This window comes from Pseudarthrobacter sp. AB1, assembly GCF_014926485.1.
In the GTDB taxonomy this organism is placed as follows: domain Bacteria; phylum Actinomycetota; class Actinomycetes; order Actinomycetales; family Micrococcaceae; genus Arthrobacter.
Map to the genome: position 1 here is coordinate 1 of NZ_PZKO01000051.1, position 17,767 is coordinate 17,767.

Annotated in this window: 17 protein-coding genes and 2 pseudogenes; 13 read left to right on the plus strand and 6 right to left on the minus strand. The window is 63.8% G+C overall.

Annotated elements, in window-relative coordinates; genetic code table 11:
• Positions 1–27: 27 nt before the first annotated feature.
• A pseudogene (locus tag DAD99_RS12705) lies at positions 28–1,279 on the minus strand (IS110 family transposase).
• 128 nt (positions 1,280–1,407) lie between these two features.
• Between DAD99_RS12705 and DAD99_RS12710 the strand changes: the two are divergent.
• From DAD99_RS12710 to DAD99_RS21760, 4 genes and pseudogenes are all read left to right on the plus strand, one after another.
• Positions 1,408–1,614: a hypothetical protein gene (locus tag DAD99_RS12710; protein ID WP_193341841.1), complete on the plus strand. Its 207-nt coding sequence runs from the start codon at positions 1,408–1,410 to the stop codon at positions 1,612–1,614.
• Positions 1,611–1,853: a hypothetical protein gene (locus DAD99_RS12715; protein ID WP_193341842.1), complete on the plus strand. Its 243-nt coding sequence runs from the start codon at positions 1,611–1,613 to the stop codon at positions 1,851–1,853. Before DAD99_RS12710 ends, DAD99_RS12715 begins: the two co-directional genes overlap by 4 nt.
• Before the next feature lie 418 nt (positions 1,854–2,271).
• A pseudogene (locus DAD99_RS21755) lies at positions 2,272–2,967 on the plus strand (transposase); the annotation flags it as partial.
• The gene (locus DAD99_RS21760; protein WP_309233268.1) at positions 2,895–3,521 is read left to right on the plus strand and encodes a transposase; all 627 of its coding nucleotides are present in this window, start codon (positions 2,895–2,897) and stop codon (positions 3,519–3,521) included. The pseudogene DAD99_RS21755 and the gene DAD99_RS21760, both read left to right, overlap by 73 nt.
• 102 nt (positions 3,522–3,623) lie before the next feature.
• Here DAD99_RS21760 and DAD99_RS12725 read toward each other — a convergent pair whose 3' ends face one another.
• A complete protein-coding gene (locus tag DAD99_RS12725) occupies positions 3,624–4,880 on the minus strand; it encodes an acyltransferase (RefSeq protein WP_193341843.1) in 1,257 nt (418 codons plus the stop codon).
• 551 nt (positions 4,881–5,431) lie between these two features.
• Here DAD99_RS12725 and DAD99_RS12730 point away from each other — a divergent pair.
• The 3 genes from DAD99_RS12730 (at position 5,432) to DAD99_RS12735 (ending at position 7,486) form a co-directional block, all read left to right on the plus strand.
• Complete coding sequence (locus DAD99_RS12730; RefSeq protein ID WP_227007989.1) at positions 5,432–6,412, plus strand: acyltransferase; 981 nt, start codon at positions 5,432–5,434, stop codon at positions 6,410–6,412.
• Positions 6,376–6,600, plus strand: coding sequence for a hypothetical protein (locus DAD99_RS21765; protein ID WP_227007990.1), 225 nt, complete (start codon positions 6,376–6,378; stop codon positions 6,598–6,600). The genes DAD99_RS12730 and DAD99_RS21765 overlap by 37 nt, the downstream gene beginning before the upstream one ends.
• A gap of 88 nt (positions 6,601–6,688) precedes the next feature.
• Positions 6,689–7,486 (plus strand): SGNH/GDSL hydrolase family protein, encoded by a 798-nt coding sequence (locus DAD99_RS12735; protein ID WP_193341844.1) that lies wholly within the window; start codon positions 6,689–6,691, stop codon positions 7,484–7,486.
• Between the two features lie 43 nt (positions 7,487–7,529).
• On the opposite strand, the gene DAD99_RS12740 is transcribed toward DAD99_RS12735, so the two are convergent.
• Positions 7,530–7,994 carry an Lrp/AsnC family transcriptional regulator gene (locus tag DAD99_RS12740; RefSeq protein ID WP_193341878.1) on the minus strand — a complete coding sequence of 155 codons (465 nt, stop codon included), beginning with the start codon at positions 7,992–7,994 and terminating at the stop codon, positions 7,530–7,532.
• Positions 7,995–8,153: 159 nt separating this feature from the next.
• On the opposite strand from DAD99_RS12740, the gene DAD99_RS12745 reads away from it, so the two are divergent.
• From DAD99_RS12745 to DAD99_RS12760, 4 genes are all read left to right on the plus strand, one after another.
• Positions 8,154–9,371, plus strand: a complete 1,218-nt coding sequence (locus tag DAD99_RS12745) for a thiamine pyrophosphate-dependent dehydrogenase E1 component subunit alpha (RefSeq protein WP_193341845.1) — start codon at positions 8,154–8,156, stop codon at positions 9,369–9,371.
• Positions 9,368–10,480: an alpha-ketoacid dehydrogenase subunit beta gene (locus DAD99_RS12750; protein WP_193341846.1), complete on the plus strand. Its 1,113-nt coding sequence runs from the start codon at positions 9,368–9,370 to the stop codon at positions 10,478–10,480. Before DAD99_RS12745 ends, DAD99_RS12750 begins: the two co-directional genes overlap by 4 nt.
• A 2-nt stretch (positions 10,481–10,482) precedes the next feature.
• The gene (locus DAD99_RS12755) at positions 10,483–11,934 is read left to right on the plus strand and encodes a dihydrolipoamide acetyltransferase family protein (protein ID WP_193341847.1); all 1,452 of its coding nucleotides are present in this window, start codon (positions 10,483–10,485) and stop codon (positions 11,932–11,934) included.
• A 94-nt stretch (positions 11,935–12,028) separates the two neighbouring features.
• Positions 12,029–13,237 (plus strand): acyltransferase, encoded by a 1,209-nt coding sequence (locus tag DAD99_RS12760; protein ID WP_309233264.1) that lies wholly within the window; start codon positions 12,029–12,031, stop codon positions 13,235–13,237.
• Here DAD99_RS12760 and DAD99_RS12765 read toward each other — a convergent pair.
• Together DAD99_RS12765 and DAD99_RS12770 are read right to left on the minus strand one after the other, a co-directional pair.
• Positions 13,220–15,304: a bifunctional diguanylate cyclase/phosphodiesterase gene (locus DAD99_RS12765; RefSeq protein WP_193341848.1), complete on the minus strand. Its 2,085-nt coding sequence runs from the start codon at positions 15,302–15,304 to the stop codon at positions 13,220–13,222. The two genes, DAD99_RS12760 and DAD99_RS12765, sit on opposite strands and share 18 nt — an antisense overlap.
• A 217-nt stretch (positions 15,305–15,521) precedes the next feature.
• Complete coding sequence (locus DAD99_RS12770; RefSeq protein ID WP_193341849.1) at positions 15,522–15,662, minus strand: hypothetical protein; 141 nt, start codon at positions 15,660–15,662, stop codon at positions 15,522–15,524.
• A gap of 164 nt (positions 15,663–15,826) precedes the next feature.
• On the opposite strand from DAD99_RS12770, the gene DAD99_RS12775 reads away from it, so the two are divergent.
• A complete protein-coding gene (locus DAD99_RS12775) occupies positions 15,827–16,642 on the plus strand; it encodes an MBL fold metallo-hydrolase (protein ID WP_193341850.1) in 816 nt (271 codons plus the stop codon).
• Positions 16,643–16,686: 44 nt separating this feature from the next.
• On the opposite strand, the gene DAD99_RS12780 is transcribed toward DAD99_RS12775, so the two are convergent.
• Positions 16,687–17,040 carry a helix-turn-helix transcriptional regulator gene (locus tag DAD99_RS12780; protein ID WP_193341851.1) on the minus strand — a complete coding sequence of 118 codons (354 nt, stop codon included), beginning with the start codon at positions 17,038–17,040 and terminating at the stop codon, positions 16,687–16,689.
• Positions 17,041–17,319: 279 nt separating this feature from the next.
• Here DAD99_RS12780 and DAD99_RS12785 point away from each other — a divergent pair, with 279 nt between their 5' ends.
• Positions 17,320–17,586, plus strand: a complete 267-nt coding sequence (locus tag DAD99_RS12785; protein ID WP_193341852.1) for a DUF1508 domain-containing protein — start codon at positions 17,320–17,322, stop codon at positions 17,584–17,586.
• Positions 17,587–17,767: the final 181 nt, after the last annotated feature.

Genomic DNA, 17,767 nt, shown 5'->3' on the forward strand with positions numbered 1-17,767 from the left:
TGCCAACTGATACGAAAATGTGGGGAGTCATGCGGCTGGGGTGCGTGTGATCGTCACCTCGAATCCGAGTTGGGTGAGGTCCTTGAGCGCGCGTTGGCGGGTTCTGTCTGCGTTGGCCTGGCCGTAGTGCCGCAGGGGTGGTTCCTCGTAGCAGACACCGTTGGCGAGCATGTTGTAGGCCGCGGTGATGATGCTGTGTCCGATCGCGACAATGGCGCGGGACTTGCCACGCCGGTTGGCGAGCCGCTTGTACCGGATGGACAAGAAGCCGTGCTTTTGCTTCGCGATGTTGAGGGCGGCCTGGCCAAGTGCTCCCTTGAGGTAGGCGTTGCCCTTCTTGGTTTTTGCGGGCTTGTGGCGACCGGCGGATTCATTGTTGCCCGGTGCGACCCCAACCCAGGAAGCGAGCTGGGGTGCCGTGGGGAACGCGGCCATGTCCCCGCCGGTTTCGGCAATGATGACCTGGGCGATCTTGTCCTTCACTCCCGGGATGGTGCACAGGACCTCTATCTCGGAGCGNAAGGGTTCAAACGCTTCGGTGATCTGCGCGTCCAGGGCTTCCAGAAATTCGCGGTGCATGCGCAGGTTCTGAAGGTGCAGGCTGACCATGAAAGCGTCGTGGGCGGTGAAGCGGATGCCGGTCAGGGCCGTTTCGAGCTGCGCGGTCTTGTTTCTCAGCCGTCCCTTGGCCAGGCCCGCGAGGACCACGGGGTCGCGTTCGCCGTTGATGAGTGCGTGCAGGATCAAGGTCGAGCTCACCCCGTCCAGGTCGGAGGCCACCGAGGAGAGCTTGATGCCGGTGTGCTCCAGGTACTTCTCCAAGCGCTGCAGGGCCGCTGGCCCGTTCCTGGGTGACTGTGGTCCGCATCCTCGTCAGGNCCCGCAACTCGCGGATCGGCGGAGGCGGCACAAAGGAGGGCGGCAGCAACCCCCACGAGGCGGTTTTCGCTAGCCAGGCCGCGTCGGAGACGTCCGTCTTGCGCCCAGGCAGGTTCCGGGCCTGGCGGGCATTGACCAGCTGCACCGGTACCGAGTCCTCCAACAGGTAGAAAAAGGGCTTCCAATAGTCGCTTGTCGACTCCATCACCACCAGCTCAAGGCGGGCCTCTTCCAGGAACCTTTTCAACTCCATGATCTGGGGCACGGTCGCACCCCAGGTGGTGACCTTCGAGGAGTACTGGCCCGGACGTGTCGATGGGACCCTGATACATACTTTCGCGTCGCGCTTGGAAACATCGATACCCGCGACGCGCTGGTAAACGACATCATTGACCTCCATGGCAAACCCTTTCCGCCATCGTCGCTTTTCGCTCCCCGGGCCCGGGGAGCGGTTGGGTCTGCGACGGGGAGGGTGGGATGAATCAAGGAAACTGATACGCGTGCTCGAGGCAACAATCCACGGCGCCCATGGAAGCCCTCCGCGCCAAGCTAAATTACAAGCTCCACGGCATCACAGTTGGACCGGCGTCAACCATCACAGACGGCACCATCATCGTCCCGACAGTCCCACCGGACAAGTACCGCGAGACTGCGGAACCGTACGAATTTTCGGCACCCACTGGCGCGGCGGAGCCGCGCACCCGCTACTGGCCGCGTTCTATCACCGGCTCATGACCGAACACGGCCACTGCCACACCCAGGCCACCATCGCGGTCGCCAGGAAACTGGCCGAAAGAACCTGGAAAACCCTCACCACCGGGCAGATGTACGAGCTGCGCGACCTCCAAGGGCAGCCAGTCACCAAACGGGCAGCGAAAGAGCTCATCGCCTCCCACTACACCGTCACGCCCCAACAGCGCACCCAGTCGCGGTCCCACACCCTCGAAGCGAAACGGGCACGCCTAACACGGTAAGTACCACTGGCCCTCCGCACCGTTCGGTGACCAGACCCATGCCGTTCTGCCCCACCACCACCAGCCACCGGCGGCACCCGGCGACGGTCTGTCCCGGACGGGGCAGCACCCAGCCTTCACCGGCAAAACACAGGCGAGGGTGCACTCAGCCTGTCTGCCGTCCAGAGCCAAAAAAGGGTTGACAAGCGTTAGGGAATCTCTTCAAGGTTCCCGGGGAAATAGGTTCGTGTTGTAGCTAGCAGAGGACTCGTGGTCCTGCTGGGATGAGTGTTATCTACGCATTCAACCTGAACAGGAACCACGAGCCTTGTTAGAGCCTACTTTGGCGGCCGAAGATGCTGCCAGCTTGATCTTCAACCTGCCCGGTTACCGCGTCACCGGCGCCGTGCTGCTCCCGGACGGGGCACGCCACATCACGGTGGAGACCACATTCCCGCCGGGCTGCCCGAGCTGCGGGGTGATCGCGTCCCGGGTGAAGGAGCGCCGGTGCCAGCGGCTGCGGGACATCCCGGTCGCCGGCCGGGTGGAGCTTCTCTGGGACAAGCGGCGCTGGTTCTGTGACGAGTACCTATGCGAGCGGAAATCGTTCTGTGAGGCGACGCCGCAGGTCCCTCGCCGGGCACGGTCGACACGGCGGCTGCGGCAGACGGTACTGGACGCGGTCATCACCTCGGGACGGGCCGTGTCCGAGACGGCCCTGGCGTTCGGGATCTCGTGGTGGCTGGTCCAGAAGGTCATCGGTGACGCCGCCCTGCGCCTGCCGGACGTGGACTTGCTGGCACCCAGGATGCTGGGCATTGATGAGCACCGGTACCGGTCTGTGCGCTTCTTCCAGGACCCCGGCACGAAGGCCTGGACCCGGTACGAGCCGTGGATGACAGCGATTGTTGATCTGGACACCGGGCAGGTCCTGGGCATCGTTGATGGACGTGACCACAAGGGTGTCGGGGACTGGCTCTTCGCGCGGCCGCTGGAGTGGCGGCTGGGGGTGCAGGTCGTCGCGATCGACCCGTCCGCGGCCTTCCGGAAGGCGCTGCGGATGTGGCTGCCGCGCACGACGGTCTCGGTGAATCTTTTCCACGTGACGATGCTGGCCAACGACATGCTCACCGCGGTCCGTCAAGGGTCTGTCCCAGCAGGGCCGGGGCTGGCGGGGCAGGGCCACGGACCCGGCGTGGGCGGACCGTATGTTGCTGCTCGAGGCCAACGAGAATCTCTCAGAACGCCTGGCAGGTCAAGGAACAACTCCGCACCCTGCTGCAGACCGGCTCCCTCGCGGCCGCAGCTGCGGCGAAGACTGCCTTGGCCGACCTCGTGGAACGCGCCGCGATGCCCGAGACAAGCAGGCTCTACCGGACCGTGTGCCGCTGGTGGGCCGAGATCGAAGTCCTTATCGTTACCGGAGCTACAACGGCCAAGGTAGAAGCCAATAACACCGCGATAAAGCACATCAAGCGGAAATCAGTTAACCGGCCCTTGATGACCGCCCGCGGCTACCGCAACCCGGACAACTACAAAATCGCGTATTCTCTTGAGAAGTGCAGCCTGGACGGCAGCATGAGCAATCATCTCAGCAGACCATTCCCCGGGAACTTGAAGATACAAGCCACTAAACGCACCGCTAATCCGAAGGGTTGTCCCGCCCCTGGTGGGGACCCATCCCGTTGATCTGCTGCTTCCGAAACTCTTCTGCGGCGTCCGTGGATGCGATCTCGGGATATCCGGCGGTTTCATTCTTGAAGGTGATAACCCCATTACACCCGTAAGACTTCATGTCGTCTTGTGACCCTGTGCATCAACTTTGCGAGGATCGAATTGTGTGGGGCCGGTTCGCTTCTTCAGCGCCAACGGTGGTTGCTCGATGAATTTGTAGGTCAACGTGGACAGTGCGGCGGTTAGGGCCAGTACCAGCATTGTGTTCCCGATCCAGCCCGCGACCGTGTCCGGCAGCGCGAGGCTGTACCGCTGAATGAGCAGAATTACTGGGATGTGCCAGAGGTAGGCGCTATACGAGATTTGGCCCGCCCGTTCGAATGGGCGCATTTGAAGTGTGGTGGCCAACCTCCCGGCGCCGTGCAGTCTGGTCGGAGTGGCGACGAAAAGGATAACCGCTCCCGATAGTACGGCGAAACCAGAGTTGGAGTATTCGAAGAGCCAGCCGGCTATTGCTGCCATGACTCCCAGGGCCAGTGCTCCACACCGCCATAGATGCAGAGTACGCGCTGATAGGGTGCCCCTTTGGTAGAGGCTAAGGATCAGGGCTGCAACCATCCCCCAAGCAAACAGGTCGGCGTGGTAGAGGAAGCTTCTTCCAAGAACGGCAGTCCAGTTGCCGCCCCATTCGAGCCAGTAGGCTTCCGCCCTATTGGCGGGATTCGCGATCAGGCCATACGAATATTTGCCAATCGCCCCAATGACTAGCATTGCCACGATAGGCATTGATGCCCACCAAACCGCAGCGCTTCTTCGTCGACTATTGACCTTGATTGCGATAAGCGCCAGTAGCGGCATTACAGCATAGAAGGCGAGTTCAACCGTCAATGACCAAGCCGCGGGTATTCCGGTTTTTATTGCCCCTGGGGTGAGCGTTTGAAGCATCAGTCCATTACTGATCAAGAGGAACGGATCCGTTAGATAACCTACCGGCTGGTCGGCAACCACGGAGATCTCTCCCAATGCTGCGGGCCTCAAGTAGGCGACTCCCGCTATGAGCGCCACGAAAAGGAAAATAGCCACATAAGCAGGGAATATCCGGAGCGCCCTGTTCGTGAAATAGTTCCTCAGCGATGGGAACCCACTTCCACTCACTATTGCGCCTACAAACGGGCGGTAAAGAAGGAACCCGGAAAGGGCAAAGAAGAGGGTGAGACCCTGACCGCCGAAATTCACCGCGGACCCCAGCCAACTTGGCCCAGCGTCCGGTGAGAGCCGCTGGTTTGTGTGAGTGATGATAACCATCACTGCTGCGAGGCCGCGAAGCCCATCGATACCTATCAGGCGTTGCCCCCAAGATGGTGCCGCCCCCATGTCATTTCTTTGCGCCATTCTCAAAGCATATAGGGGTTGGTGTTAGGTCCGTGGCCCGTTAGGCACGGCTTCGTTGCCACGCACACGGGGTCCGCTGTGATCCACTCGGAATTGATCGGGACTCAGCCGAAGTAATAAACCGAGAATGCACGACTTTCAGCGTAGCCGGAGCGCATTGGCCACAGAACAGCCTGCTTATCGCAAATGTGGTTGTCCCCATGGCCTCGCCCGGGGCCCGTTTCCTGACAATGCACAACTTCATGGCGACTGCCGGGCACCCATTCCAGCGCGAGGTCGAGGCCATTGTGGCTGCCACCCAGACTGCGCCTCTGTGCCGAAGGAGTGATCCGCAGGGCCAGCGGCCAGACCTCGCTTGAACTTTCAAAGGAAAGCTCGAGGCGCCGAGGGGCCGCCGCTGTCGTCCGTCGGTATCCGGGCTTGTGGATCGCCGTGTACCCAGCTGGCGTCCAGCCTGCACTCAGCGGGGTTATGGAAACGTTATATATGCTTGATGAGTGAATTTTTGGTCAAGTAGTGGAATCCCGAACAGTATGGAACGCCTGGCGGCGCCCGCATCCGGGCTGGTGTCCGGGCGGCAGCATGCACTTGATGGGCTGCGCACCGTTGCGGGGGCGGGCGTTTTTCTCTTCCACACCGTCACCGGGTTCGCCCCCGGCGGATCCATTGGTGTGGACGTCTTCTTTACGCTCAGTGGCTTTGTGATCACTTTGCTGATCATGAAGGAGTACCGGGCCACGGGCCGGCTGCGCTTGCGCGTCTTCTACGCCAAGCGGCTCGCCCGGCTCTGGCCGGCGCTGCTGGCTCTTTGTGCTGTTGTAGTTACGGGCGGCCTGATCTTTCCGTCGTCGGGGTGGGGCGGTCAGGCAGCCGATGCCATTCCGGCCGCCGGCTACGTGATGAACCTGTCCAATTTCGGAGCCTTCGGTTCCTCGACCGGCGGCGGCGCGCTGAGCCCCACCTGGACCCTCGCGGTCGAGGAGCAGTTCTACCTGATCTGGCCGGTACTCCTCCTGCTGATGCTGCGGTTCTGGCGGGTCCGCACGGTCGCCTGGGTCACGGCCGTCCTGGCGGCCGGGTTCCTGGTCTCGCGGTTCTTCCTAGTCTCCGGCGGGGCATCGCTGGCCCGGCTGTACAACGGGCCGGACACGCGGGCTGACGAGCTGCTTCTGGGGTGCGCCGTGGCCCTGGTGTTGTCCTCCATCCGCCCGGGCTCCCGGTTCCATGGCTCGCTGCAGGCCGGAGTGCGACGGGGCGGTCCATTCGCGGGACTGGCACTGTTGGCCGCCGTGTTCACGCTCAAGGAGCCGACCACACCCGGAGCCTGGTTTGATGTCTTCTGGACCGTCGGCCCCACCACCCTGGCACTACTGGCCGGGCTGGCCATAGGATGGCTTGTCCTTCAACCGGATGGCCTCATCTCAAAAGTCCTGAGCCACCGCTGGCTTTCCCGCCCGGACGGGACCTGTCCTATGGCATGTACCTCTGGCACCTGCCGGTCTTCATCCTGCTGATTCCCCTGGTGCCCTCACTCGCCGTCCGCGTACCGCTGACGGCAATCCTGACCTTGCTGATGGCTTACCTGTCATTCCGATTTGTGGAAGCACCCATCCGCCGCTGGGCCTCCAGAAGGCTGGATCCCGCCGTCGTCCGTCCCGTTCCGGAGCCAGTCCTGGAACTGGAGTTCGCCGGGCGGGCTTAGGCTCCTTCGCGCCGGGACGGCGGTCTGAGTTTCTCCGCGACGACGCCGGTAAGATGTGCCGGTGACGAGAAACGGTGCTGGACTTAACGTGACTAGGCAGGAATGGATCAAGTACGGTGCACTCTTTCTGCTGGCCGTGGCTGCCTTCGGGGTGGCAGGGATCGCCCTGACCAATCCGCGCGGCCCGGACGAAGCCGTCAGCCCTGTGACGGCAAGCTCTCCGGCGGCCACGCCGACTGTTACGGCAACCCCGACACCCACAGCCACTGCAACGGCCCAACAGGTGAAAATCCAGCTTCCCGCCCGGCCCGTCCTCCTGATTCTTGGCGATTCGTACACTGCCGGTGTCGGCGCGGACCAGCCAGGCCAGGGGTGGGCGTACCTTGTTGCCGGCTCGCTCGGATACCCCTCCAACATCGACGGTGTGGGCGGAACCGGCTTCGCGTGGGGCGGTGGTCCGCAGGACAACCAGGCCCGTGAGTACGAAGTCCGGTTGCGGGAAGCCGCTGCGGATCCGCGCTTCGTCCCCAACGTCCTCCTACTGCAAGGCGGCCAGAACGACGCACTGGTCGCCAGCCCTGATGAAATCCAAACCGCCACGGCGCAGACCATCGAGGTGGCCCGCAGGTTGTGGCCCGGCGTCCAGGTAGTGGTTCTTGGGCCCTCGGCCCCCCAGCCGTTAGCGGAGGAACTGCAGGGTGCGAACAGCGCCGTCCGCGCCGGGGCCGCAGCCGCTGGTGCACCGTTCATCGACGCCTACGAGGCCGGCTGGTTCACGGGTGCCAACAGCCCGGGATTCGACTTTGACGGTGCGCACCCGAACACGGCCGGCCACGCACATCTTGCTGAGAAGTTCCTGGAGTCCTGGGCCACGCTGATTCAGTGAGCCGCCTTCTGCGGACGCGGCGATGCTCTTGCGACACCATCTACTACCGCGTATCAACATCCTCGAACACCAGGAACGTCTGTGTGTCCAAGACGCCCGGCATGGCCTGCAGCTGGTCGAAAATTACCCGCCGCAGGTCGGTGTTGTCGATGGCGCGCACCAGCAGGATCACGTCAAAATCGCCTCCTACCAGGGCAATGTGATGGACCTCTGGGATGGAGCTGAGGTGTTCGCGGAGTTCGCGCCAGGAGTGCTGGCTCACCTTGAGCGTCACGTAGGCGGAGGACTTCAACCCGGCCTTGATGGGGTCCACCAACGCCGTGAATTTGGTCAGCACACCCTCGCCGGTGAGCCTGGCGATGCGGGTATAGGCATGGGCGCGGGAAATGTGGACGTTCTCGGCCACCTGGGTCACGGACATCCTCCCGTCCCGGGTGAGCTCGGCGATGATCCTGCGGTCGACGTCGTCCAGGGGCACCTCCCCGGAGTCTCCCTCAAGTCGTGCCAATTCGTCCACTGCTCCTGCCCGTTGTCCCGATCACATTTCAATTCGTCTTCCAGACTAGGTCCATTCGGCTGAACCTTCCATGATTCGGCGAACTACTGGATACGAAACTTCCTCGAGGGCCATACTGGAACCGACTAGTGGCTACAGAAGGATGGACCAATGACGATCTCCGCGGAGCACCCTGCGCCGGACCAGGCCCAGCGTTTGCCGGCTGAAGATGCCGTATCCGAAGCGGTGCGGAAGTTCGGCATCACGGTGGAGGACTACATGCTGCCCGCCCGCCACCAGATCCAGATGGTGGATCTGGACGGACGGCTCAAGGCAGAAAGTGAGCAGGGCACCGAACCCGGCCACGAGTATCCGTTGCCCGGCGATGAGGAACTGATGGCCGCCTACGAGCAGCTCGTCGTCGGACGCCGGGTCAACGACCAGAACTCGGCGCTTGTCCGCCAGGGACGCATGGCGGTGTACCCGTCCAGCCACGGCCAGGAAGCCTGCCAGGTGGCAGCGGCACTCTGCCTTTCCGACGGCGATTGGCTGTTCCCCACCTACCGGGACGCCGTGGCGGTGATGGCCCGTGGCGTTGATCCCGTGGAGACCATGACCATCTTCCGGGGCGACTGGCACAGCGGCTACGATCCGGCCAGGCACAAGGTGGGCATCCAGTGCACGCCGCTCACCACCCAGCTGCTGCACGGCGTGGGTGTTGCGCACGCGGCCAAGCTCCGCGGCGAGGACACCGTGGTCCTGGCGATGTGCGGGGACGGCGCCACCAGCGAAGGCGACTTCCACGAGGCCCTGAACTTCGCCGCCGTTTTCCACCTGCCCGTGGTCTTCTTCGTCCAGAACAACAAGTACGCCATCTCGGTTCCGCTGGCGCACCAGTCCGTGGCGCCGTCGCTCGCCCACAAGGCAGTGGGCTACGGCATGGCCGGCGAACGGGTGGACGGCAACGACGTTGTGGCCCTCCTCGCCGTCCTGGACCGGGCAGTGAAGCTCGCCCGCGAAGGTTCCGGGCCGCTCCTGGTGGAGGCGCACACGTACCGGATGCAGGCACACACCAACGCCGACGACGCCACCCGCTACCGGCAGGACAGCGAGGTGGCCGAGTGGCTGGCCAAGGATCCCATCAGCCGGATGAAGACCTACCTCACCGGGCGTGGACTGCTGGACGACGACGGCGCCGCGCGGATCGCGGAAAAGGCGGAAGCAGTTGCCACCCAACTCCGGGACGGCCTTGGCGAGGACGTTCCGGTGGACCCGCAGGAACTCTTCCGGCACGTGTTCTCGGTGCCCACACCACAGCTGAAGGAACAGTCCGCCATGCTGGCCGACGAACTTGCCCGCGAAGCGTCGTCTGAGGAGTCGCCGAAATGAGTCCGACCATCACCACCTCGTCAGAGGCGAACGGCAACGTCAGCGCGGCAACTGCCCGGGCTGCGGCTTCCGCCGCTTCTGTGGCTGAAGCGTCCGGGCCGCAGGCCGTCACCATGGCCAAGGCCCTCAACACGGCGTTGGCCGATGCCATGCACGCCGATCCGTCCGTCCTGGTCTTCGGCGAGGACGTGGGCCTCCTGGGCGGGGTCTTCCGCATCACGGACGGCCTCACCAAGACCTTCGGGGAGCAGCGCTGCTTCGATACGCCGCTGGCCGAGTCCGGCATTGTGGGCATGGCCGTGGGGATGGCCATGAACGGGATGCGGCCGGTGGTGGAGATGCAGTTTGACGCGTTCGCGTATCCGGCGTTCCAGCAGATCGTCAGCCACGTGGCCAAGATGCACAACCGCACCAAGGGCACCGTGAAACTGCCCATGGTGATCCGCGTTCCCTACGCCGGCGGCATCGGGGGAGTGGAGCACCACTGTGACTCCTCCGAGTCCTACTACGCCCACACCGCCGGCCTGAAAGTCTTCACCCCGGCCACCGTGGCCGATTCGTACCGGATGCTGCGGGAGGCCATCGATTCGGATGACCCCGTGATGTTTATGGAGCCCAAGAAGCTCTACTGGTCCAAGGACATGGTGGACCTTGACGACCTCCGTGCGCAGCACTCCCTCAACGTCGAGGCTGGCACATCCTCGGAAGGGCGGGCCGCCGTCGCCCGTTCCGGCACAGACGCAACGCTCATCGCCTACGGCCCGTCCGTGCCCACCGCACTGGCAGCTGCCGCGGCCGCTGCGGAGGAGGGGCGCTCGCTGGAAGTCATCGACGTCCGCTCCATCGTGCCCTTTGACGATGAGACGGTGTGCGCGTCCGTCCGGAAGACCGGCCGGGCCGTGGTGATCGCCGAAGCGCACGGGTTCGCGTCCGTGTCCTCCGAGATCGTGGCGCGCGTCCAGGAACGCTGCTTCCACCACCTCGCCGCCCCCATCCGCCGCGTGACCGGATTCGACGTCCCGTACCCCGCGCCGAAGCTCGAGCACTACTACCTGCCCGGCGTGGACCGCATCCTCGACGCCGTTGACGACCTCCAGTGGGAGAACTGACCATGACCTCAGAACTGCAAGTATTTATGCTTCCGGACCTCGGCGAAGGCCTGACGGAAGCCGAACTGGTCAACTGGCTGGTATCCGTGGGCGATGAGATCCGCGTGGACCAGCCCATCGCCGAAGTGGAGACAGCAAAGTCCATGGTGGAAGTCCCATCTCCGTACGCCGGCACTGTGACGGTGCTCCACGGCGAGCCCGGCCAGACACTGGACGTGGGTAAGCCGCTGATCTCGGTTCTTCCGGTTGGTGCTGAGGTTTCGACAGGCTCAACCAACGACACTCCGGTGGTGGTTTCGACAGGCTCAACCAACGAAAGTCCGGTGGTTGAGCCTGTCGAAACCCAGGAATCGGGGTCCGGAAACGTGCTGATCGGCTACGGAACGCCCGGCGGCAGTGGCACTGCCCGGCGGACCAGGGCTCCCCGGACCGCGGTTGAGCCTGACGCCCAGAAGGCGGCCGATGACCTGCTGCTGCTCCGCACCAGGGTCCCCGGGAAACTGGGAGCCGTCATTTCACCGCTCGTCCGGCGGATGGCCCGGGAACACGGCGTGGACCTGGGCAACGTTCACGGCTCGGGTGATAGCGGACTGATCATGCGTAGGGACGTAGAAGCGGTCATCCATCCTGGATCTCGACAGGCTCGATCACCGGAGGTTTCGACAGGCTCAACCACCGAACGCCCGGAATCTCGACAGGCTCGATCACCGGAGGTTTCGACAGGCTCCACCGATTCCCGCACAGGTCTTGGGATTTCCTCCCGGACGCCCGTCAAGGGTGTCCGGAAAGCCGTTGCCGCCACCATGTCGCGCAGCCGCTCGGAGATCCCCGAGGCCACCGTCTGGGTGGGCGTGGATGCCACCGCGCTGGTGGAACTCCGCGCAGGCCTCAAGAAGTCCGATCCGCACACTACGCCGGGACTCCTGGCGTTCATCGCTCGTTTTGTCACTGCTGGGTTAAAACGATTTCCGGATCTGAACACCCGCATCGAAACGGCCGACAACGGTGCCCAGGAGATCGTTGGCTTCGCCGGCATCAACCTGGGCTTCGCGGCCCAGACGGACCGCGGACTGATGGTCCCCTCGATACGCAACGCGGACAAACTCAGTGCCCGTGAACTGGACGCGGAGATCCGGCGGCTCACCGCCGTCGTCCGCGAGGGCAAAGCGACGCCGGAGCAACTGGGCAGCGGCACCTTCACCCTGAACAACTACGGTGTCTTCGGCGTGGACGGTTCCGCGGCCATCATCAACCACCCCGAGGTGGCCATCCTCGGGGTGGGACGCATCATCGACAAGCCATGGGTGGTGGACGGCGAACTCGCGGTCCGCAAGGTCACAGAACTGACGCTCACCTTCGATCACCGCGTGTGCGACGGCGGCACGGCAGCCGGATTCCTGCGGTTCGTGGCTGACGCAATTGAGAACCCGGGATCCGTGCTGGCTGATATTTAGTTGCTGCTGGGCGCCGGTCTGAAGATCCACCGCATCCAGCTGGCGCCCAGCCTCCACCCAGCGGGGTTATCAAAACGTTATATATGCTTGCTTAGTGAATTTTTTGTTAAACCGGGAAACCTCGGTAGTAAAGGAACGCCCGTTGCCGCCCGGATCCGGGCTGCTGTCCGGGCGGCAGCATGCACTTGATGGGCTGCGCACCGTTGCGGTGGCCGGGGTGTTTCTCTTCCACACCGTCACCGGGTTCGCCCCCGGTGGATCCATTGGTGTGGACGTCTTCTTTACGCTCAGTGGCTTTGTGATCACTTTGCTGATCATGAAGGAGTACCGGGCCACGGGCCGGCTGCGCTTGCGCGTCTTCTACGCCAAGCGGCTCGCCCGGCTCTGGCCGGCGCTGCTGGTTCTTTGTGCTGTTGTTGTTACGGGCGGCCTGATCTTTCCGTCGTCCGGGTGGGGCGGTCAGGCAGCCGATGCCATTCCGGCCGCCGGCTACGTGATGAACCTGTCCAACTTCGGAGCCTTTGGTTCCTCGACCGGCGGCGGCGCGCTGAGCCCCACTTGGACGCTCGCTGTCGAGGAGCAGTTCTACCTGATCTGGCCGGTGCTCCTGCTGCTGATGCTGCGCTTCTGGCGGGTCCGCACGGTTGCATGGGCCACGGCCGTCCTGGCGGCCGGGTTCCTGGTCTCGCGGTTCGTCCTGGTCTCCGGCGGGGCATCGCTGGCCCGCATTTACAACGGGCCCGATACCAGGGCTGACGAGCTGCTTCTGGGGTGCGCCGTGGCCCTGGTGTTGTCCTCCATCCGCCCGGGCTCCCGCCTCCATGTCTCGCTGCAGGCCGGTGTACGCCGGGGTGGTCCGCTCGCGGCACTCGCCCTGGTGGCCGCCGTGTTCGCGCTCAAGGAGCCCACCACACCCGGGGCCTGGTTTGATGTCTTCTGGACCGCCGGCCCCACCACCCTGGCGATACTGGCCGGGCTGGTCATTGGCTGGCTTGTCCTTCAGCCGGACGGCCTCATCTCAAAAGTCCTGAGCCACCGCTGGCTTTCCGGCCCGGGCCGGGACCTGTCCTATGGAATGTACCTCTGGCACCTGCCGGTCTTCATCCTGCTGATTCCCCTGGTGCCCTCACCCGCCGTCCGCGTACCGTTGACGGCAGCCCTGACAGTGCTGGCGGCTTACGGGTCATTCCGATTTGTGGAAGCACCCATCCGCCGCTGGGCCTCCAGAAGGCTGGATCCCGCCGTCGTCCGTCCCATTCCGGAGCGGGAGCTGGCCGGGGCTGCTTCAGAGATCCGACGGTAGAACAAAGAATTCCGGGTTCCCTGGATAAATGCTGGCGGAGCCACGGCCGCCCGTAGAGGCACCGGCCCCCACGCCACAGTTCCCGGTAACGCGCTCCGTGAGCCACTGCAGCAGCTGCCTGGAAGGCGGGAGGTGCCGCCCAGCCGATGAATGCTGTTGATGGTGCCAAGTCTTCGCCTCCTGGGCCGAACCGGTTACGGCCAGGAAGCCGGTTAGCGGGCAGGCTTCCAGCGGGCCCGGGTGGGGCGAGCCAAGCCGGACGAACTGCCAGTGGAAAGTGAGAGCGCCCAGAAAAGTTCCGATGGTGTCTTGGCGGCGGGTCGCTGGGACAGCGGAGATCCAGGCAAGGACGTGTTTTGCGGGCATAGGGCGTCCCAGGTGGTAGCCCTGGCCGTAAGGGACACCGAGGATGGTTGCCGCCTCGGTAGCCCCGGAGTCCTCGAGCCCCTCTACGATAACCTGCCACCCCATGTCCTGACCCATCGTGATCATCGAGGCGAGGAATGTCAGGGTGGTGATGGGCGACGTGCTGAGCTGGGCTGTTATCTTGTGGTCGATTTTAACGGTGTCGAAGGCCAGTGCGGTCAGTCTGCGTATGCTGCTGTGCCCCGAGCCAAGGTCATCCTGGGCCATTCCCACCCCGAGGGCGAGGAGTTCGTCGAAGATCCTGCGCTGGGATTCGCGGTCTTCAACGGGGGCTTCGAGGAGTTCGAGAATCAGCCGGTGTGGGGCGATGTTGTGGCGCTCCAAGGCTGAGGCGACCCAGTGAGGGCACTCCGGATTGAGCAGGGTGGAGGGGTGAAGGTTTACGCTCGCCCTCAGGCGGTTGCCTTGGCGGTCCCAGTCAGCGAGCTGCTTCAGGGTTTGGTGGAGCCCGTCGCGGAAGAGCTGGGCGATGTCGCCTTGGTTCAGCCGGGGCAGGAATGATCCGGGCGGGAGGATGGTCCCGTCCTCCAGGCAGAGCCGGGCGAGGGCCTCAAAAAGATGAATTTTTTCGTTACGTAGGTCCATCACCGGTTGGAAATACATCTGCAGACCGCCGGTGAAGAGCCTGTCCCGTAGGGCCTGGGCGGACAGACCGGTACCTGGGACGGGTGCATTCGGCCCGGCCTGCACGGTCTCGGCCCCGCCGCTGCCGGGCGGTGAAGCCTTAGCCATGCTGTCCAGCTGCCACCACAGATCCCGGTTGGCCTTGCAGGATTTGAGGTCATAGAGCACGGCATCCGCCCGACGAAGCACTGCGTCGCCGGAATCTACGGAGCACAGGGCCAAGCCAAGGCTCATTCTTATCTGGACGCTGACGGTGGGAGAGAGGATCATGGCCGTGTCGACGGCCTCGTGAAGGCGGGCCAGGATGCCGCCGAGCTGTTCCTGGGCGGCATCCGGGTCCAGGTCCTCAATCACAATGACGAACTCGTCCCCACCGAGCCGTGCCAAGAAGTCCGTTTCCCGCATTTTAAGTCTCAGTCGCCTGGCGAATTCCATGAGAAGGGCATCGCCGGCCTCGTGCCCGTAGGTGTCGTTTACGGGCTTGAAGTCGTCAAGGTCGATGACCCCGACGGCGGCGTGTCCGGCCCCTCCTGCGTGGCGCCGCGCCAGTTCGGAGAGATGCCGATCCAGAGCTGTGCGGTTCGGAAGGCCTGTCACGGGATCGTGAAGGGCCAGGAACCGGAGCCTGTCGCGCAGGGACTTCTGGGCAGTGACGTCCCTCTGGACACTGACGAAGTGAGTGATTGTGCCGTCGCCGTCCCGCAGCGGGGAAACCGTCAGGGCATTCCAGAAGGGAGTTCCGTCCATGCGGTAGTTAAGGATTTCGCCCCGGAAGGTTTCCCCGCGGGCGAGTGTCATTCTCAGGGCCGCGACGGTCAGGGCGTCCGAACCGGGGCCTTGGAGGAAGCGGCAGTTCCGGCCCATGACGTCCTGCCCGCTGTATCCGCTGACGGCTGTGAAAGCATTGTTGGCATAGATGATGCGCTGCTCCGCATCGGTGATGAGGGAGCTCTCAGAGACGGTGTCCAGGGCGCGGGCAAGCAATGCGTGGGAAACCGGGGCCGGCGGCGTGTCCACTCCATCCTTGGCCGTGGTCAAACACCGCTTCCGCCGGAAAAAGTCCCGCCCGGGCCTTGCCAATACGCTCAATAACGCCTTCATAACATCCCCCCAGTTCAAACAGGCTACACATTAGCGCCGGTACGGGGGGATGCGCGAACGCCCATCCGAAAGGTGATGTCTGGCAGTTAGACGATGTTCAGTGTTGATGCGGCCTTGGGCGGGGGAGGGTGGCTCAGGCGGCTTCCTCTGCGTGCTCAGCGCACCGCACGTTCGCAATCAGCGGGCCACCGGCGTCGGCCTTTTCGTAGTGGGTCACATGAGTAGTGATCCTGCCGCATTCCTCGCAGAAGCACATATGTTGTTTTGTCTGCATAGCAAGATGTTACGCAGATCGATGGATTTAAGGTTGTAAATCGTCCAGGAATGTGGATCTCCACATGCTGCCCGGCCGTGGCGGCCTCCCGGGAACTCCAAGGGCCCATGGGTAGAATCGAGGCCAAGAAGAACGCAGTCGCTTTCCGGAGGTACGGAGAAACAATGTCAGAATGGCTCGACGTCGGCGCGGACAACTATGTGCTGGTCACCGAAGGATCACTGCTGAACACCGGCCTGATTGTGGGCTCGGAGCGCGCCATGGTGATCGATACCGGCTGCGGGCCGCGGCAGGGGCGCGAGATCCTGGATGCGGTGCGGGAGAAGACCTCTTTGCCGTTGGTGGTGGTCAATACCCACGCGCACTACGACCACTTCTTCGGCAACGCCGTGTTCGCGTCCGACGGCGCCACCGAGTTCTGGGCACACGAAAACTGCGCCCGGGAGATCGACGACCACGGGGACCTGCAGCGCCGGTTCGTAGGAACACTGGAGCCTGAGATGTCCGTGGGCGAGGGCGAGAACGTTGAACTGGTGGTACCCAACGCCATCGTCAAGGACCAGCCCGTGCTGGTGGACCTGGGCGGAACAAACGTCACGCTCTTCTATCTGGGCCGCGGCCATACCGACGGCGACCTCCTGGTGGGTACCGCCAGCACCCTCTTCGTGGGGGACCTCGTGGAGCAGGGAGCCCACCCGTCCTTCGAAGACTCTTACCCGGAGGACTGGGCGGACAGCCTGCGTCACATCTCCGCCCTGCGCCACCGCTACGAGTTCCTGATCCCCGGCCACGGCCAGCCCTGCAGCGATCAGTTCGTCAAGACCATGGCCAACACCATGACCACGGCCGTCCGCCAGGCCCAGCAGTCCATCCGCGAAACCCCCACGGACGCCACCAAGGCCATCCCCATCCTGCCGTATGGTCCGGAGCAGTCACGCTGGTTCATCAAGCGACTGCAGGAGACCCGGCCGCTGCACTGAAGCCCTGGGGCTGACCACGAAGCGTTCCCCGCGGCCGGCCGTCCCTACAGTGGTTGGAGAGGCGCCTCTGCGTCGGCCAGTTCAAGCCCGGTGGACTGGTGTGCGCTTCGCAGCAGCGCGCCGGCCATGGCAAGCAACGGCAACACCTCGCGGTTGCTGAGCCGGTAGTGGATCTGGCCGTCCGCGCGCGCGGAAATAATCAGCCGCTGCCTCCGCAGAACGCCGAGGTGCTGGGACAGGTTGGACGCTTCCAGATCGGTGGCTTGACGCAGCTCGCTCACTCTCACCGGACCGCCTGCGAGCAACTCCAGCACCCGGATGCGGACAGGGTGGCTTAGGGATCGGAACAGGTCCGATTTCGCCTCCACTAACGCCGGCCCGTTGGATATCTTGCTCACAGGGGCAGCCCTTCCGTTTCTCTTGGTCTAGTTGCCGTGGCCGGGCCTGCCGGACCGTGCGTAGCGCAGTGGGACAGACCTGTCTGTCCCACTGACAAAAAGCATACGCCTGGTAGCCCGGAGGGTTCCCTTTTTCGGGGACTTACGGCAGACTCTTTAGCATTTGATGAATTGATAAATTGCGATGTGATAACCGCATCGGCGGAGAGGAATGCAAAGGTGCGTTTCTTGCTCAGTGGCAGCGACGCCGCGGAGGATCCGCAGACCAGGAGGATGGATATGGCTGGGATGTTTGTACTGTTTGTTGATGCTGAATCGAGTTTCAGGTTCCGGGTCACCGCGCCGGATGGAACCGTGATGGCCGTGTCCAAGGCCTTTGACGGCAAGGCAGCAGCCGTGGCAGGCATTGCCGCCGTGCGGGAGTACGCCGGCATGGGACTGATCGCCGACACCTCCAAGGCGGCCGGCCCGGCAGCGCCGCCGGGGGGCCATGAAACTCCTGCTGCCCATTTCCATAAAATCCGGCACGTTCCCGTGGCGGCCTGAACGCCCGTGTCCGTGCGCTGCTTGGGGCGGCGAGCGGTTCCGGCGGGTCTGCGGAGCGCAATGCCGCCGGGCGCCGCGGACGTCCTCATGCCGCGTGGCCAGCAGGCTAGCGTCTTTGTCATTGCCGGGCCGGGGCTATCGCCTGCGCCCCCGCTGTATGGTATTTTCAGGCTACATGCCG

Coding starts and splice junctions, on each gene's coding strand:
- DAD99_RS12715 (WP_193341842.1), top strand. CDS start 1,611: ATGACCGAACACGGCCACTGCCACACCCAGGCCACCATCGCGGTCGCC.
- DAD99_RS12725 (WP_193341843.1), bottom strand. CDS start 4,880: ATGGGGGCGGCACCATCTTGGGGGCAACGCCTGATAGGTATCGATGGG.
- DAD99_RS12710 (WP_193341841.1), top strand. CDS start 1,408: ATGGAAGCCCTCCGCGCCAAGCTAAATTACAAGCTCCACGGCATCACA.
- DAD99_RS12755 (WP_193341847.1), top strand. CDS start 10,483: ATGACCTCAGAACTGCAAGTATTTATGCTTCCGGACCTCGGCGAAGGC.
- DAD99_RS12745 (WP_193341845.1), top strand. CDS start 8,154: ATGACGATCTCCGCGGAGCACCCTGCGCCGGACCAGGCCCAGCGTTTG.
- DAD99_RS12785 (WP_193341852.1), top strand. CDS start 17,320: ATGGCTGGGATGTTTGTACTGTTTGTTGATGCTGAATCGAGTTTCAGG.
- DAD99_RS12750 (WP_193341846.1), top strand. CDS start 9,368: ATGAGTCCGACCATCACCACCTCGTCAGAGGCGAACGGCAACGTCAGC.
- DAD99_RS12730 (WP_227007989.1), top strand. CDS start 5,432: ATGGAACGCCTGGCGGCGCCCGCATCCGGGCTGGTGTCCGGGCGGCAG.
- DAD99_RS12775 (WP_193341850.1), top strand. CDS start 15,827: ATGTCAGAATGGCTCGACGTCGGCGCGGACAACTATGTGCTGGTCACC.
- DAD99_RS12770 (WP_193341849.1), bottom strand. CDS start 15,662: ATGCAGACAAAACAACATATGTGCTTCTGCGAGGAATGCGGCAGGATC.
- DAD99_RS21765 (WP_227007990.1), top strand. CDS start 6,376: ATGTACCTCTGGCACCTGCCGGTCTTCATCCTGCTGATTCCCCTGGTG.